The 15,181-nt window shown below is 62.0% G+C and carries 15 protein-coding genes; 6 read left to right on the plus strand and 9 right to left on the minus strand.

The genetic code is table 11. The annotated features are described in order from the left end of the window. Positions 1-68 precede the first annotated feature (68 nt). A complete protein-coding gene (gene sohB / locus M5C01_RS15695; protein ID WP_177098820.1) occupies positions 69-1,091 on the minus strand; it encodes a protease SohB in 1,023 nt (340 codons plus the stop codon). A 208-nt stretch (positions 1,092-1,299) separates the two neighbouring features. On the opposite strand from sohB, the gene M5C01_RS15700 reads away from it, so the two are divergent. The 5 genes from M5C01_RS15700 to M5C01_RS15720 all read left to right on the plus strand — a co-directional run bounded on the left by M5C01_RS15700 (position 1,300) and on the right by M5C01_RS15720 (position 5,732). Further along, positions 1,300-2,010: a histidine phosphatase family protein gene (locus M5C01_RS15700; protein WP_103498880.1), complete on the plus strand. Its 711-nt coding sequence runs from the start codon at positions 1,300-1,302 to the stop codon at positions 2,008-2,010. Positions 2,011-2,070: 60 nt separating this feature from the next. After that, complete coding sequence (locus M5C01_RS15705) at positions 2,071-2,385, plus strand: SCP2 sterol-binding domain-containing protein (RefSeq protein ID WP_103498881.1); 315 nt, start codon at positions 2,071-2,073, stop codon at positions 2,383-2,385. Positions 2,386-2,665: 280 nt separating this feature from the next. Beyond that, the gene (locus tag M5C01_RS15710) at positions 2,666-3,733 is read left to right on the plus strand and encodes a phosphotransferase family protein (RefSeq protein ID WP_152739540.1); all 1,068 of its coding nucleotides are present in this window, start codon (positions 2,666-2,668) and stop codon (positions 3,731-3,733) included. A gap of 26 nt (positions 3,734-3,759) precedes the next feature. Then, complete coding sequence (locus tag M5C01_RS15715; RefSeq protein WP_103498883.1) at positions 3,760-4,527, plus strand: SDR family oxidoreductase; 768 nt, start codon at positions 3,760-3,762, stop codon at positions 4,525-4,527. A gap of 89 nt (positions 4,528-4,616) precedes the next feature. Continuing rightward, entirely contained in the window at positions 4,617-5,732 is a 1,116-nt protein-coding gene (locus tag M5C01_RS15720; protein WP_152739541.1) for a Gfo/Idh/MocA family oxidoreductase, read from the plus strand. Positions 5,733-5,873: 141 nt separating this feature from the next. Here M5C01_RS15720 and M5C01_RS15725 read toward each other — a convergent pair whose 3' ends face one another. The 3 genes from M5C01_RS15725 to M5C01_RS15735 all read right to left on the minus strand — a co-directional run bounded on the left by M5C01_RS15725 (position 5,874) and on the right by M5C01_RS15735 (position 7,666). Next, complete coding sequence (locus tag M5C01_RS15725) at positions 5,874-6,890, minus strand: ABC transporter substrate-binding protein (RefSeq protein ID WP_103498885.1); 1,017 nt, start codon at positions 6,888-6,890, stop codon at positions 5,874-5,876. Between the two features lie 105 nt (positions 6,891-6,995). Further along, a complete protein-coding gene (locus M5C01_RS15730; RefSeq protein WP_103498886.1) occupies positions 6,996-7,199 on the minus strand; it encodes a hypothetical protein in 204 nt (67 codons plus the stop codon). Next, positions 7,199-7,666: a hypothetical protein gene (locus M5C01_RS15735; protein ID WP_100943867.1), complete on the minus strand. Its 468-nt coding sequence runs from the start codon at positions 7,664-7,666 to the stop codon at positions 7,199-7,201. The genes M5C01_RS15730 and M5C01_RS15735 overlap by 1 nt, the downstream gene beginning before the upstream one ends. 515 nt (positions 7,667-8,181) lie before the next feature. Between M5C01_RS15735 and M5C01_RS15740 the strand changes: the two genes are divergently transcribed. Then, complete coding sequence (locus M5C01_RS15740) at positions 8,182-8,583, plus strand: hypothetical protein (RefSeq protein ID WP_152739542.1); 402 nt, start codon at positions 8,182-8,184, stop codon at positions 8,581-8,583. A gap of 159 nt (positions 8,584-8,742) precedes the next feature. Here M5C01_RS15740 and M5C01_RS15745 read toward each other — a convergent pair whose 3' ends face one another. The 5 genes from M5C01_RS15745 to M5C01_RS15765 all read right to left on the minus strand — a co-directional run bounded on the left by M5C01_RS15745 (position 8,743) and on the right by M5C01_RS15765 (position 15,180). Then, positions 8,743-10,242: a methyl-accepting chemotaxis protein gene (locus M5C01_RS15745; RefSeq protein WP_248764350.1), complete on the minus strand. Its 1,500-nt coding sequence runs from the start codon at positions 10,240-10,242 to the stop codon at positions 8,743-8,745. A 337-nt stretch (positions 10,243-10,579) separates the two neighbouring features. Continuing rightward, the gene (locus tag M5C01_RS15750; RefSeq protein ID WP_100943636.1) at positions 10,580-10,984 is read right to left on the minus strand and encodes a TraR/DksA family transcriptional regulator; all 405 of its coding nucleotides are present in this window, start codon (positions 10,982-10,984) and stop codon (positions 10,580-10,582) included. Between the two features lie 264 nt (positions 10,985-11,248). Continuing rightward, positions 11,249-12,970, minus strand: coding sequence for an AMP-binding protein (locus tag M5C01_RS15755; RefSeq protein WP_152739544.1), 1,722 nt, complete (start codon positions 12,968-12,970; stop codon positions 11,249-11,251). 21 nt (positions 12,971-12,991) lie between these two features. Beyond that, positions 12,992-14,290, minus strand: a complete 1,299-nt coding sequence (locus M5C01_RS15760; RefSeq protein WP_152739545.1) for an acetyl-CoA C-acetyltransferase — start codon at positions 14,288-14,290, stop codon at positions 12,992-12,994. Beyond that, complete coding sequence (locus M5C01_RS15765; RefSeq protein WP_152739596.1) at positions 14,287-15,180, minus strand: MaoC/PaaZ C-terminal domain-containing protein; 894 nt, start codon at positions 15,178-15,180, stop codon at positions 14,287-14,289. Before M5C01_RS15765 ends, M5C01_RS15760 begins: the two co-directional genes overlap by 4 nt. Position 15,181: the final 1 nt, after the last annotated feature.

Here is a 15,181-nt window from a genome sequence, read left to right on the forward strand (position 1 = left end):
GGGGTACTTATTTGAGGGTCGGATGGTTTCTGTCCGAGACGATTGACAGAAACCATCGAGGTAGCGGTTTACCAGAAACGTTGCTGGGTCAAACGACTCCACCCATTGACCAGCACACGCTCCAGCGAGCTGCTGGCCGCCAGCCCGACGCGCTCTTGCAGGCTCTTGCGTTCGGCATAGTGCAGATGGAACAACTCGGCATGTTTTGCGCGGTCGGACAGGTATTCATCGCTGGTCTTCAGTTCGTCCACCAACTGCTTGTCCAGGGCAGCGACACCCAGCCAGATTTCGCCGGTGGCCACTTCATCGATGGCCAGTTGCGGGCGGTACTGCGAGACAAAGTTCTTGAACAGGCGATGGGTGATATCCAGGTCCTGCTGAAACTTCTCACGGCCTTTTTCAGTGTTTTCGCCAAACACGGTCAAGGTGCGCTTGTACTCGCCGGCGGTCAGCACTTCAAAATCGATATCGTGCTTCTTCAGCAGCTTGTTGACGTTGGGCAACTGCGCCACCACGCCGATAGAACCGAGAATGGCAAAGGGCGCGCTGATGATCTTGTCGCCGATGCAGGCCATCATGTAGCCGCCGCTGGCCGCGACCTTGTCGATGCAGATGGTCAGCGGTACGCCGGCCTCGCGGATACGCGCCAGTTGCGAGGAGGCCAGGCCATAACTGTGGACCATGCCGCCGCCGCTCTCCAGGCGCAACACCACTTCATCCCTGGGCGTGGCCAGGCTGAGCAGTGCGGTGATCTCATGACGCAGGCTTTCAGTGGCCGAAGCTTTGATATCGCCGTCGAAATCCAGCACGAATACCCGTGGCTTGGACTCCGGCTGCTTCTTGTGTTTTTTCTCGCTCTTGGCCTGCTGCTTGCGCAGGACCTTGAGCTGGTCCTTGTCGAGCAGGCTCTGCTCCAGGCGCTCGCGCAGACCCTTGTAGAAATCGTTGAGCTTGCTGACCTGCAACTGCCCCGCCGACCGGCGCCGACCTTTGCTGCGTAGCGTGGCCGCGGTCACCAGGACCACGACGATCGCGATAACCAGGGTAACGGTTTTAGCCAGAAAACTTGCGTACTCGGCAAGAAACTCCACGGTGACTCCTTACAAAATCAGGCGGCCCCCGTCTGTGGGGGCTCACGACCGGTCCAGCATACCGTCGAGGCGGCCTTGCGGCCAGTTGTGGCACCGCCTGAATTGTGTCTCTAACAAACATTTCAAACGAGCGTATGTTTTTTCATTGACAGGCTTCCGCCATCCTCATAACCTCGCCAGACCTTCAACGTACCGGGACGACGCGGACGTGGGCAGCATTTATCTGATTCGACATGGCCAGGCCTCCTTCGGTGCGGACGACTACGACGTGCTCTCGCCGATCGGTATTCGCCAGGCCGAGGTCCTCGGTAAGCACCTGGCCGACCTGGGCCTGAGCTTCGACCGTTGCCTGGCCGGCGACCTGCGCCGCCAGCAGGATACCGCGCTCACCGCCCTGGCGCAGTGCGACGGCGCCGGCCTGTTGGTCCCGCCCCTGGAAACCGATACAGCCTTCAACGAGTTCGACGCCGACGCGGTGATCCGCGCGCTGTTGCCCGGCTTGCTGCCGGATGAACCCGAAGCCCTGCACATCCTGCGCAACGCCGCGCAAAACCGTGGCGAGTTCCAGCGCCTGTTCGCCCTGATCATCGAGCGCTGGCTCAGTGGCCAGCATGACACCCCGGAGCTGGAAAGCTGGCTGGGGTTTGTCGCCCGGGTCGAGGGCGGGCTGCGGCGGATTCTCGAACAGGCCGACAACAGCCAGAAAATCGCCGTGTTCACCTCCGGCGGAACCATCACCGCCCTGCTTCACCTGATCACCCGAATTCCAGCCAGGGAAGCCTTCGAGCTGAACTGGCAGATCGTCAACACCTCGCTCAACCAGCTCAAGTTTCGCGGTCGCGAGGTGGCCCTGGCGTCCTTCAACAGTCAAGCGCACCTGCAACTGCTGAAGGCCCCGGAGCTGATCACCTTCCGATAAGCTCCGGCCCACCGTGACCCTTGGGGTCGTTGCCGTATTTACCCATAAAAGGATCGAACCATGACCTCTGTAGCCCACGCCGTAGAAGCAATGCAACACAAGTTCAACCCAGCCGCCGCCGCCGGCCTGGACGTTGTCTTCGGCTTCCGTATCGACAATGACCAGCACTTCTCGCTGATCGTCAAGGACGGCACCTGCAAACTGCTGGAAGGCGAAAACCCGGATGCCAACGTGACCCTGGTAACTGACGGCGAGACCATGAAAGGCATCGTCAGCGGCGAGACCGACGGCATGCAGGCATTCATGGGCGGCAAGCTGCGCGTCGAAGGCGACATGATGCTGTCGATGAAGCTGAGCGAGCTGTTCCCGACCTGATCCACGCCCGTAGAACAGTCGAAACCCGATAGCCCGCGATGCCCACCCTGGCGTCACGGGCATCGGGTTTCGTGCGTTATATCGACCACCCTCGGGCAAGCCTGCTCCGGCAATGGGCACTCTTGCCAAGCACCGCTTTCCCTCTACGCTGGCCTATCAGGCACGCTGATCATCCTGCAACACCCCGGCCTATAACAGCGGAGCGCGCTTGTAGGCAGACAGGGCGAGCATTAGATTAGTCAATAATCTCTGGCCTCCAGAATAAGCAGAAGGGATAAGCATGACGCTTACTGACCAGTCCACCCGTATCCGCGCCGGCGAAGAGCTGGATGCCGGCTTGATCGATCCGTATCTCAAGGCTCATATTCCGGGCCTGCACGGCCTGCCGACGATCAGCCAGTTCCCCGGCGGCGCCTCGAACCTGACCTACCTGATCCGCTACCCGGAACAGGAATTTGTCCTGCGTCGGCCGCCGTTCGGTCACAAGGCCAAGTCCGCCCACGACATGGGTCGCGAGTTCCGCATCCTCAACCAGCTCAAGGACGGTTTCCCGTACTGCCCCAAGGCTTATGTGCACTGCACCGACGAGTCGGTGATCGGCGCCGAGTTCTATGTGATGCAGCGGGTCGAGGGCATCATCCTGCGCTCCGACCTGCCACCGGAGCTGGGTCTGGATGCCGCGCAGACCGAAACCCTGTGCAAGAGCTTTATCGACCGTCTGGTCGAACTGCACCAGGTCGACTACACGGCCTGCGGCCTGGCTGACCTGGGCAAACCCGAGGGTTACGTCGAGCGGCAGATCCGTGGCTGGAGCGAGCGTTACGAAAAAGCCCTGACCCCTGACGCCCCGAGCTGGGAAGCGGTACGGACCTGGCTCAAGGACAAGATGCCCGCCGACCATCCGACCTCGAGCATCGTGCACAACGACTATCGCTTCGACAACGTGATCCTCGATCCCCACAACCCGATGCAGATCATCGGCGTGCTCGACTGGGAACTGACCACTATCGGCAACCCGCTGATGGACCTGGGCAACACCCTGGCCTACTGGATCGAGGCGGGCGACCCGGCCCCGGTGCAATTGATGCGCCGCCAGCCCAGCCATGCCCCCGGCATGCTGACCCGTCGCCAGTTCGTCGACTACTACGCCGAACGCTCGGGGATCGCCATCGACAACTTCGATTTCTACTACACCTACGGCCTGTTCCGCCTGGCCGGCATCGTGCAGCAGATCTACTACCGTTTCTTCCACGGCCAGACCCAGGACAAACGCTTTGCGCAGTTCATTCACATGAACAAGCTGCTGGAGCAGATGAGCCTGAAAGTCATCCAGTCGTCCAGCCTCTGACCGCGCCTACAACCAGGAAAATCACCATGTCCAAGACCCAGTTGTTCGACCTCGATGGCAAGATCGCCTTTGTTTCCGGCGCCAGCCGTGGTATCGGCGAGGCCATTGCCAAGCTGCTGGCCCAGCAAGGCGCCCATGTGATTGTCTCGAGCCGCAAGCTCGAAGGCTGCCAGCACGTGGCCGATGCGATCATCGCCGACGGCGGCAAGGCCACCGCCATCGCCTGCCATATCGGTGAAATGGAACAGATCAGCCAGGTCTTCGCCGGTATCCGCGAGCAGTTCGGGCGTCTGGATATCCTGGTCAACAACGCCGCCACCAACCCGCAGTTCTGCAATGTGCTGGACACCGATCTCAGCGCGTTCCAGAAAACCGTCGACGTGAATATCCGCGGCTACTTCTTCATGTCGGTGGAAGCCGGCAAGCTGATGCGCGAGCACGGCGGTGGCAGCATCATCAACGTGGCCTCGATCAACGGCATTTCCCCGGGCATCTTCCAGGGCATCTACTCGGTGACCAAGGCCGCCGTGATCAACATGACCAAGGTCTTCGCCAAGGAGTGCGCGCAGTTCGGCATTCGTTGCAACGCCCTGCTCCCGGGCCTGACCGACACCAAGTTCGCCTCGGCCCTGGTCAGCAACGAAGCGATCCTCAAGACCGCCCTGCAACAGATCCCCCTCAAGCGCGTCGCCGCGCCGAGCGAAATGGCCGGGGCCGTGCTGTACCTGGCCAGCGATGCCTCCAGCTACACCACCGGGGTAGCGCTGAACGTGGACGGTGGTTTCCTGTCCTGATCATGAAATAAAAATTCCATCAGTTGAATTTATTGAATTTAAATTCTATAAATAGCCCTTCCTGAAAATAATAATCAGAGGGCGTGGTGATGGACGAGTTGGGAATAGGCTTGATCGGCACGGGCTTTATGGGCCGTGCCCACGCGCTGGCATTTCACAATGCCAGCGCCGTATTCGAACTGCCGCTGAAGCTGCGCCTGGTGGCACTGGCGGATGCCGACGCCCGGCGTGCCGAATCCTGCGCCCAGGCCTGGGGTTTCGAGCAGGCCTACGGCGACTGGCAACAACTGATTGACGATCCCCGGGTCGGGGTGGTGGCGATCACCACGCCCAATCACCTGCATTTCCCCATGGCCATGGCCGCCCTTGCGGCGGGCAAGGCGGTGTACTGCGAAAAACCCCTGGCGGTCGACCTGGATCAGGCAACGCAAATGCGTGACGCGGCCCGACAGGCCGGCGTGGTCACCCGCGTGGGCTACAACTATCAGCACAACCCGATGATAGACCTGGCCCGGGAGCTGATCCAGAGCGGCGAACTGGGGGAAATCGTCGGTTTCCAGGGCGAATTCAGCGAAGACTTCATGGCCGACCCCGCCTCGCCCTGGTCCTGGCGTTGCGAAGCCCAGCATGCCGGCGGCGCCCTGGCCGACCTGGGCAGCCATCTGCTGGCCATGGCTCGTTATCTGCTCGGCGATATCAGCGCCGTGTGTGCCGACACCCGCACCGTCCATGCACAGCGCCCGGCCAGTGCCGGTAGCCTGGAGACCCGTGGGATTGCCGTCGACGATCAGGTCCACGCCCTGCTGCGCTTCGCCAATGGCGCCCGGGGCACCTTCAGCAGCAGCTGGCTCAAGCACGGCTACAAGAACCACCTGAGCTTCGAGATCAGCGGCACCCGGGGCACCCTGGCCTTCGACCAGGAGCGCCTGAACGAACTGCAACTCTGCCGCGCCGGCCAGAGCGGTTTCCAGCGCCTGCTGGCCGGGCCGCATCTACCGCGTTACGCAGCCTTCAGCCCGGCCGCCGGCCATCAGTTGGGTTACAACGAACTCAAGGCCCTGGAAGTCCAGGCATTGATCGAGGCGCTGGCCGGTCGAAGCCAGACGGGGACCGACTTCGAAGAGGCCTGGCAAGTGGAGCGCCTGGCGACAACGATTCGCCGGGCGGCCAGGGAACAGCGCTGGGTCGATGTCAGCGAGCTGTAAAACCTGTGGACTGCAGAACCCGTGGGAGAGACAGAACCTGTGGGAGCGGAGCTTGCCCGCGAAGAGGCCCGTCAGGACGCCAAAAGCTTCGCGGCGGTGCGGCGATCCGACAAGCTCCGCTCCCCCACACAGAACGGTGCATTATTTGAGGCTGGCGGCAACCTTGTTGGCCACATCCACGGGCAACCAGGCCTTCCAGACCTCCGGATGCCCCTTGAGGAAAGCCTCCGTCACCTGGCGTGGCGGCAGGCGCTCCTCGCTCATTTTCGCCAGCGCCTGGTTCAACACATCAATCGGCAGGTCGACCTTGGCGAAAAACGCCAGTATCTGCGGGTATTGCGTCTTGAACGGCGTAGACACGCCAATGCTCAGCTTCGAAGCCAAAGAACGGCTCGGCTTGGGATCAGGATTCTCCGGGTCGGTCAGGGTCTTCCAGGCCTCGGCATCAAAGGCCGGCTCCTGCAACTGGACCAGCTTGAACTTGCCCAACAGCGGCGTCGGCGACCAGTAATAGAACAGGATCGGTTTGCCACGCCGGATCGATGAGGTGATCTCCGCATCCAGCGCCGCTCCGGAGCCACTGCGAAAGTTCACATAACTGTCGGTCAGGCCGTAGGCCTTGAGTTTCTGCTGGTTGACGATTTCCGATGTCCAGCCGATCGGGCTGTTGAGAAAACGACCCTTATCCGGGGACTCCGGATCGCGGAACACATCCTTGTAGCGGGCCAGGTCCGCGACCCCGTGCAGATCCGGCGCCAGGGGCTTGATGCCACGCTCCGGATCGCCCTTGATCACGTACTCCGGCACCCACCAGCCCTCGGTGGCACCCTTGACGGTATCGCCAACGGCTGCAACCTCACCCGCCGCTTCAGCCTTGACCCACACCGGACTGCGTCCGGCCCACTCTTCGCCAATCACCTGGATATCATTCTTGGCCAGGGCCGTTTCCAGGGTCACCGTGGTGCCGGGCAGCATATCGGTCGGCAGGCCGTAACCTTTTTCGACGATATACCGCAGGATGTCGGTGATCAGACTGCCACTTTCCCAGTTCAGGTCGGCAAAGTGGATCGGCTGGGGCGCGGCTCGAACCGCCAGCGGCATGGCGCCGATACAGAAAACAGCCAGGGCGCTGGCGAACAGCGCGCGAAATCCTTTCATGGAATCACCTCAATCGCAGATCGTTTTTCGGCGAAAAGTCCGAAAGCCCGGAAATATTCAGTCAGCAGAACTGTAGTCGAGGTTCCCGGAATGATGCGCCAGCGATCAATGAGTATCTGGCGACTGAAGTTGCTGCAACTCACGTCGGACCATGCTGACATACTCCGCAGGCCCCAGGGCATACAATTGCGCCGCGACCCAGTTGAGCCAGGCGCCCTGCAGTTCGGCCTTGCGTTCGAACAACCGGCGGGCCTCGGCACTGGCCTGCCGCACATGCTGTTGATGGAACTCGGCCCGGGTCAAACCCATTACTCGCTGGCCTTGAAGGTCAGTTCGCCCTTGCGCCAGCGCGCGGCCTTCTTGGTCACGTCCTTGAGGGTCTTGCTCAAGGTGCCCTGCAACTGTTCATGGGCGGCAAACACCATCACCACGGTATGCCCTTCCTTGAACACAATGCCATGGCCTTCCGGTACGGTGATATAGGCATAGTCGCCCAGGCCATAGACCGTCAGTTTGATCTCGCGAAACTTGATGTCGAACTTGCCGCCTTCGCGGCTGGGCAATACCGCGGCACGAAAATGATCGCCGACCTTGAGCTCCAGGTGCTGCTTGTCATCGACCACCAGGGAGGTTTCGGTGTCGATCTCGGCGATGTAGATGCCTTCGGCGGTTTGTTCGGTGATATAGACGAAACGCGATTGAAACTGCTTGACCAGCTTGGCCCGAAGATCACCCAGTACAAACAGTGCATGCATATCCAGATTACTGACTGCCAACGAAAAGTCCTCAAACTCGAAAAATGAAGCCGCCCGGCAAGTGTCAGGCAACACAAAACGATCGGTCACCGCCGTCGGTTACTGAATAGAAAGCCCTGATGTTTGCCCGCGCGGCCTGGCGATGCTCACCGGTGCGCAGCAAGCCTAATGGATGCAAGGTCCCATGACTTCTGCGAAGTGTCATCAGCGCTTGAAGGAAAACACCGCATTGCACCGATCACGGGAAACCGGCAACTGAATTTGCGAGGGAAGGCCTTCCTGAAAAAAAGTAATTTCCGACATGCAGGTTGCAAAAAATGCCCTGGATGAAATCAGCCCCTGGACACTGGAAGTGATTCTAGAACACGTCGGGCCATTCGGGCCAATCAAACTACCCGTGAGCAGCATCTTACAAGACAAAAAGTACTCAATTGTGTCCAGTCTGTCGCAAATACCCTGTAGAAGCGCTCGTCGAGACTACAGAATGCCATCCCGCGGTCGATAATCTGGCAAGCGTCATTCCAGGAGTATCGCCGATGATCAACTTGAATGTTTCCTTGATCCCCTCCGCCTTCCTGCTGTCGTCCCCCGAAGAGAGCGGCAGCGCCGCCAGCCGTCTTTCGTCCGATCCTTTGCTGGATGGCGACAGTGGCTTGAATCTGCTGGGCGACAGCCTGGCGGCCAATGCAAAGGCGGCGCAGGATCGGGTCAAGAAACTCCGGGCACAGATCGAGCAGTTGCAACAACGACTGCGCAAGGCCAATGCGCACCTGGCCGCGACCAAAAGCGGCCACCACCCCAACGCAGCGGCGCGCGAAGCTGCTGTCCAGCCGGCCAAGGCCCAGGTCGCAGCCCTCGGCGCCGCACTGAACGGCACCAGCACCGCGCTGTTCATGGCGGAAAAGCTGATGGCCGGGATGACTGATACTTCGGCCTGAGCAACTCCCACAGTCTTGCAGTGGTTGAACCGGCCTCTTCGCGGGCAAGCCCTGCTCCTACAGTTTTTTGTCGAACACTCTCTTGAGTACGACACAACACTGTAGGAGCAGGGCTTGTCGGGACGCCGCACCGCCGCGAAGAGACCCTTGAGGACAGCCTCAACCTTTCCTGGGCGCACTTTCCGGCTTGTAGCCCAGGCGCAGTCCGCCCCAATGGCGGCCCTTGACCATGATCGGCACCGACAGGTCATGCATCAGCTCACCCGTGTCGCGGGTATAGGTCTGCAACAACAGCGGCTGCTGGTGGCTGCCACAGCGAATCCCCGTACGGTCATCGAACTTGCGCTTGGTCCGGTTGTGCAGCGTGTCCTGCTGCGGGTTACCCGTCAGGGGCTGGCAAAACGCCTGGTTATGGGTCGGCACATAGCCCTGGGGCGTACAGGCGATGGCAAACACCAATCCTTCATGGCGTGCCAGCAACGGCTCCTGGATCGCCGGCAGGACCTGATCGGTGTAACGGTCGAAACGCGTCTGGTATTTGGCCGGCGAGGTATTGGCGATCGGCTGGTACGTCCGGTCGAACAGGTCATCAAGGCTGATGCGGTTCTGTTCGATATCCGCCTCGAAACGCGCGGCAATCTGTCCGGCCCCTTCACGGGCGAGGTCGTAGACCCGCTGATGGTAATCGTCCAGGCCGACCTCGGCCAGGCGCTGGCTGATGGTCTCGGCCTGCCCTTCCATCTGGGTCGCCGCCTGGGTCAGGTGGCGGGTCTGCTGGTCGCTGACGGCCAGGTCGCCGCGCATCTGCTCCACCGCCGTGAACAGGCTGTCCAGTTGCTCGCGGTTGCTCTGTGCACCGCGGGCGATCTCGCCCACCTGCGCTTCGACACTGGCCGCCAGGCCGGCGATATTCGCCAGGTGCCGGCCGGTATCCTCGACCTGCTCCACACCGCCGTCCAGATCCTGGGCCAGTTGACGGATCTGCTCGACGACCTGGGTGGTGCGCTGCTGGATATCGGCCACCATGACCCCGACCTCATCGGTCGCCGTGGCCGTGCGCCCGGCCAGCCCGCGTACTTCGTCGGCGACCACGGCAAAACCGCGACCATGCTCGCCGGCGCGGGCCGCCTCGATGGCGGCGTTAAGGGCCAGCAGGTTGGTCTGGCTGGCGATCGCCTGGATCACCAGGGTCACCCGCTGGATTTCTTCGCTGCGCTGGCTCAGGGCCTCGATTGTCTGGCGACTGGCATTGGCCTGCTGGCTGAGCCGGTGCATGCGGCCGATGGACTCCGCCAGCACCGTATGCCCTTCGGCGCTGCTGCTGCGGGCCTGACTGGCCGAGCCGAGGGCCTGCTGGCTCAAGTGCGAGGTGGTCTGCTCGGTGCTGATCACCTGTTCGGCACTGGCGACAATCTGCGCGGCGGCACTGAGCTGCGACTGCACCTTGCCGGCCAGTTGCTTGACCGCAAAGGCCACGCCGGCGGCGGACAGGGCGTTATGGCTGGTGGTATGGGAAAGGTCGCGGGTCAATTGCGCCAGGGTATCGCCGCCGCTCTGCACGGCTGACGCCGGGGCCTGGCGCATCCGCAGGCGCGGCAGCCAGATCAACAACAGCGCCAGGGGCAGGCAAACGCCCAGAGACCAGCCGGCAAAGGCCATGGCCGACAACAACAGCGCCAGCCCCACGCTCTGTATCAGGGGTGTCAGCCAGCGCAGCGCCGGTTTCGATGGCACGTCCACGTGCGACCCGACCCCAGGCAGAATTCCTTCTCCAGACATGTACTTACCCACCGTGAGCTTCTAGTTGTTTTTTTGCATTAAACGCCACTATCGGGCCATTAGCCATGGTCCGTTAGTTGTAGGGCGTATGCATCAACGATAGCTGCTATGGGGCGGGTGTGGAGGCGGGTTTATCGACGATGAACGATGACGCGGCGTGACATAAACACCGCGTCGTCCGGATCGCCGGCAAGCCGGCACCTGCAGGGGGCAGCGATCAGGCCTGGCGCTGATGCTTGTCGATCTGCTCGTGACGTTCCTGAGCTTCGATGCAGTACTTGGTGGTCGGGCTGATCAGCAGGCGCTTGAGGCCGATCGCCTCGCCGCTGTCGTCGCACCAGCCGAAGGAGTCGTCGTTGATGCGCAGCAGCGCCTGTTCCAACTGCGGCAGCATGCGCTGGTCGCGGTCGATGGCGTTCACCAGCCAGGTACGTTCTTCTTCAACGGAAGCGGCGTCAGCCGGGTCAGCCGGGGTATCGAGACTCTCGATGGCAATACGGTTCTGCTCGATACGCTCGTGGGTTTCGACTTTCATCGCTTGCAACAGCTCGGTAAAGAAAGCCAGTTGCTCGGCGTTCATGTAGTCGTCCGCCGGCATGGCCAGCAACTTTTCCTTTGTCATTGATTTCTCTATAGAAAATACGTGCATTAAGGCGAATTAGGGAGCGTTCTGCGCACCTGAGGGGATGCACAGAAAGGCGCCGTCCATTCCAAGCGCCACCCGGCACTCAATTTACGAGGGGCGGCAGTCTAAGGCCGAGTTATCGAGTCAGCAACTGAAATGACAGCAAAAACGTCCGATGCGCCCACACAGGCGCTCTGGCGCCGGTCCCGCGGAGACGTATCGGAGTGTGTTTATAACAAGAAATTCACTGCAAAGCGCCTATCAAGGAGACAAATGGTCACGCAGCGCACGACGTAGCACTTTGCCCACCGTGGTCTTGGGCAGTTCTTCAGTGCGAAACTCGACAATCCGCGGCACCTTGTACCCTGTCAGGTACTCCCGGCAATGCGCCAGCAACTGGGCCTCGGTCAAGGCCGGGTCCTTGCGCACCACGAAGATCTTCACCCGCTCCCCGGTGACCTGATCGGCAACGCCGATGGCCGCCACTTCGGCGACGCCGGGGTGCAGGGCGACCACATCTTCGATTTCGTTGGGGTACACATTGAAACCCGACACCAGGATCATGTCCTTCTTGCGATCCACCAGGCGGATAAAGCCCTGCTCGTTCATTACCCCGATATCGCCGGTCGACAGCCAGCCGTGCCGGTCCAGCACCAGGGCGGTTTCCTCCGGCCGCTGCCAGTAGCCTTTCATCACCTGCGGGCCGCGGACCTGCAACTCGCCCTCCTCGCCCAGTTGCGCCAGCTCGCCGTCTTCGCGCATGAAACGCACCCAGGTCGAGGGCAAGGGCACGCCGATGGTCCCGCTGAAATCCCCCTCGCGCATCCGCGCAATATCGATGGGGCTGATGCTGACCACCGGCGAACACTCGGTCAGCCCGTAGCCTTCGATGATCGGCACCCCGGTCACCTCTTTCCAGCGCCGGGCCACGGCGGTGTGGGTGGCCATGCCGCCGGCAATCGCCAGCTTCAGATCGGAAAAATCGCGGCCGCGAAAGGCTTCGTTTTCCAGCAGCCCGTTGAACAGGGTATTGACCCCGACAATGCCGCTGAACTTCTCCTTGCGCAGGATCATCTGGACCCGCTTCACGTCACGGGGGTTGGCGATCAGGATATTGCGCCCGCCCAGGCACATGAACATCAGGCAGTTCACCGTCAGCGACAGCACGTGATACAGCGGCAACAGGGTGACGTTGGTTTCCTGCTGGTTCTCATCCAGCTGATTACCGACCCAGGCCTTGGCCTGCATCAGGTTGGCGAGAATATTACGATGGGTGAGCATCGCCCCCTTGGCATCGCCCGTGGTGCCGCCGGTGTATTGCAGGAAGGCAATGTCATCGTGGGCCAGCTTGACCTTCCTGACCCGCAGCGTTGCGGCCTGCTTCATCATCCGTGTAAAGCGGATCGCCCCCGGCAGATGGAAACGCGGCACCTGTTTCTGGACATGCCGCAGCACAAAGTTCAGGGCCGCGCCCTTGAGCGTCCCCACCAGGTCACCGATGGCCGCCACCACGATATTTTTCAGCGCGCTGCCGGGTAGCGCCTGTTCCAGGGTATGGGCGAAGTTCTCGAAGATCACCACGGTCTCGGCGCCGCTGTCCTTGAGCAGGTGCCGGAGTTCATGGGCGGTATACAACGGGTTGACGTTGACCACCACCGCGCCCACCAGCAAGGTGCCGAACAGACAGATCGGATATTGCAGGCAGTTGGGCATCATCAGCGCCACGCGATCGCCCTTCTTCACCCCCCGGGACTGCAGCCAGGCCGCGAAGGCAAAGGCGCGCCGCTCCCATTCGAGATACCCCATCTCAGTGCCGATGCTGACGTAGGCGACGCGTTCACGGTACTTCTCCATATGCTCGAGAAACACCTCGCGCAGTGACGGATAACGGTCGATCTCGCTTTCGATATCGGCGGGAACCCCCGGCAGGTAGGCGTTCAACCAGATGCGCTGGTCAACGCTGTGCAGGCTTGCGACGCTCATGGCACTTTCCTTGTTGTTGTTTTATTTTTCGACGATGGCGGTCACACCCAGCCCGCCGGCGGCACATACGGAGATCAGTCCACGGCCCTGGCCGCGCTCGTCAATCGCCTTGGCCAGGGTCGCCAGCAAACGCCCGCCGGTGGCGGCAAACGGATGCCCGCAGGCCAGGGAACCGCCGTTGACGTTGAGCTTGCTACGGTCGATCGAACCCAACGCCGCATCCAGGCCAAGGCGCTCACGGCAATAGTCGGGGTCTTCCCAGGCCTTCAGGGTGCAGAGCACCTGGGCGGCAAAGGCTTCGTGGATCTCGTAGAAGTCAAAGTCCTGCAAACCCAGGCCTTCGCGGGCGAGCATCCGTGGCACGGCGTAGGCCGGCGCCATCAGCAGGCCCTCGGTGCCGTCGACAAAATTCACCGCCGCGGTTTCGCCGGTACGCAGGTAAGCCAGCACCCGCTGGTTGTTCGCCTGCGCCCATTCCTCGCTTGCCAGCAGGACCACCGAGGCGCCATCGGTCAGCGGCGTCGAGTTGCCGGCGGTCAGGGTGCCGCTGCGTTTGTCGTAGGCCGGCCCCAGGCCGGCCAGTCTCTCCAGGCTGGCATCGGCGCGCAGGTTGTTATCGCGTTTCAGCCCGCGATAGGGGCTGATCAGATCATCGAAGAAACCGCGTTTGTAGGCGGCATCGAGGCGTTGGTGACTGGTCAGCGCCAGTTCGTCCTGGGCCAGTCGGCGGATCTGCCAACGCTTGGCCATCTCCTCGCAATGCTCGCCCATGGACAACCCGGTGCGCGGTTCGCCGTTGCGCGGCAGCAGGGGTTTGAAGAACATCCCCGGACGTACCCCGAGCAGGCTGCGCAGCTTGTCGCCCAGGCTTTTGGAGCGATTGGCCCGCAGGAGGATCTGGCGCAAGGCTTCGTTGATCGCGATGGGCGCGTCCGAGGTGGTATCGGCGCCGCCGGCAATCCCCACGTCGATCTGTCCCAGGGCAATCTTGTTGGCCACCAGCAACGCCGCCTCAAGGCCGGTGCCACAGGCTTGCTGCACATCGTAGGCCGGGGTCTCTGGCGACAAGGTGGTGGACAGCAGGGACTCGCGGGCCAGGTTGAAGTCCCGCGAATGCTTGATCACCGCCCCGGCGGCGAATTCCCCCAGGCGCTTGCCCTCAAGGCCGTGGCGATCGATCAGGCCCTGCAAGGCCGCCACCAGCAGGTCCTGGTTGCTGTCCTGGGCGTACACCGTATTGGAGCGGGCAAATGGAATGCGATTGCCACCGAGAATGGCGACCCGACGCACCGGCGCCGGGTTGAAAGCGTAGGTACTCATGACTGATCTCCCCGGATAAAGAGTCCACGCATATGCGGTTTGTCACCTGCCGCGTTGCGCACTTCGAATTCGTGACGCGAGCCTGTCGGCGGCACATTCCACAGCGTGGCGCTGCCGGGCAGGAAGATTGGCAGCTTGAACTCGCAGGTCAGCTCCGCGGCGGCCAACGGCTGTGGCGGTTGTTGCGCCGCCAGTGCGCGGCCCAGGGTCCACATGCCATGGGCAATAGGCCGCCGGAACCCGAACAGGCGCGCCCCCAGCCAGGAGATATGGATCGGGTTGTAATCGCCGCAGATCCGGGCAAAACGCCGCCCCAGGTCCGCTGGCAAGGACCAGCGCTGAGTGCGCACCAGGGCAGCTTCATCCAGGTCCAATACGCCCTGCCAGGGCTCACCCTGGGGAGCGGCCACCCCACGGCGCAGATACAGGCTTTCGCCTTCCCACACCAGGCCGCCGCCACCTTTGGCCCGCGTCACGATCAGTACCGCCTGGCCCTTGGGGTGCGCCACCCAGCGCTCGCAATGCACTTCCAGACGCAAGGCCTGCCCGGCCTCCAGGCGTTGGTACTGGCGAATGCGATTGGCCAGATGGACCATGCCGCTGGCCGGCCAGGGAAAGGCCGGACTGGTCAGCAACAGCAGGTGCAGAGGCAAGGCCAGGTTATGGGGAAACGACAGCGGCACCCCGTGCTCGGGACGAAAACCGCAGGCCCGGGCGTAACGGACGATGTCCGCCTCCAACAGCTCCGCCGCCGGCCGCACCAGTTGCTCGTCGGGCAAGCGCGGTAGGCCTTCGAGCTTGGGCTTGCGCAAGCTGCGCAGGCCGAGCCAGAGCAAACGGACGCCGGAAGGCGGCGGGTCGATAAGACGAATGGAGGAATCGGCTTTCATC

It is taken from the genome of Pseudomonas sp. MWU12-2319 (genome assembly GCF_023242525.1).
Lineage (GTDB): Bacteria > Pseudomonadota > Gammaproteobacteria > Pseudomonadales > Pseudomonadaceae > Aquipseudomonas > Aquipseudomonas gingeri_D.

What these genes read in the sequence shown, in the direction of transcription:
- M5C01_RS15705 (WP_103498881.1), top strand. Translation starts at nt 2,071, where the DNA reads ATGACCTCTGTAGCCCACGCCGTAGAAGCAATGCAACACAAGTTCAAC.
- M5C01_RS15710 (WP_152739540.1), top strand. Translation starts at nt 2,666, where the DNA reads ATGACGCTTACTGACCAGTCCACCCGTATCCGCGCCGGCGAAGAGCTG.
- M5C01_RS15715 (WP_103498883.1), top strand. Translation starts at nt 3,760, where the DNA reads ATGTCCAAGACCCAGTTGTTCGACCTCGATGGCAAGATCGCCTTTGTT.
- M5C01_RS15720 (WP_152739541.1), top strand. Translation starts at nt 4,617, where the DNA reads ATGGACGAGTTGGGAATAGGCTTGATCGGCACGGGCTTTATGGGCCGT.
- M5C01_RS15725 (WP_103498885.1), bottom strand. Translation starts at nt 6,890, where the DNA reads ATGAAAGGATTTCGCGCGCTGTTCGCCAGCGCCCTGGCTGTTTTCTGT.
- M5C01_RS15730 (WP_103498886.1), bottom strand. Translation starts at nt 7,199, where the DNA reads ATGGGTTTGACCCGGGCCGAGTTCCATCAACAGCATGTGCGGCAGGCC.
- M5C01_RS15740 (WP_152739542.1), top strand. Translation starts at nt 8,182, where the DNA reads ATGATCAACTTGAATGTTTCCTTGATCCCCTCCGCCTTCCTGCTGTCG.
- M5C01_RS15745 (WP_248764350.1), bottom strand. Translation starts at nt 10,242, where the DNA reads ATGGCCTTTGCCGGCTGGTCTCTGGGCGTTTGCCTGCCCCTGGCGCTG.
- M5C01_RS15750 (WP_100943636.1), bottom strand. Translation starts at nt 10,984, where the DNA reads ATGACAAAGGAAAAGTTGCTGGCCATGCCGGCGGACGACTACATGAAC.
- M5C01_RS15755 (WP_152739544.1), bottom strand. Translation starts at nt 12,970, where the DNA reads ATGAGCGTCGCAAGCCTGCACAGCGTTGACCAGCGCATCTGGTTGAAC.
- M5C01_RS15760 (WP_152739545.1), bottom strand. Translation starts at nt 14,290, where the DNA reads ATGAGTACCTACGCTTTCAACCCGGCGCCGGTGCGTCGGGTCGCCATT.
- M5C01_RS15765 (WP_152739596.1), bottom strand. Translation starts at nt 15,180, where the DNA reads ATGAAAGCCGATTCCTCCATTCGTCTTATCGACCCGCCGCCTTCCGGC.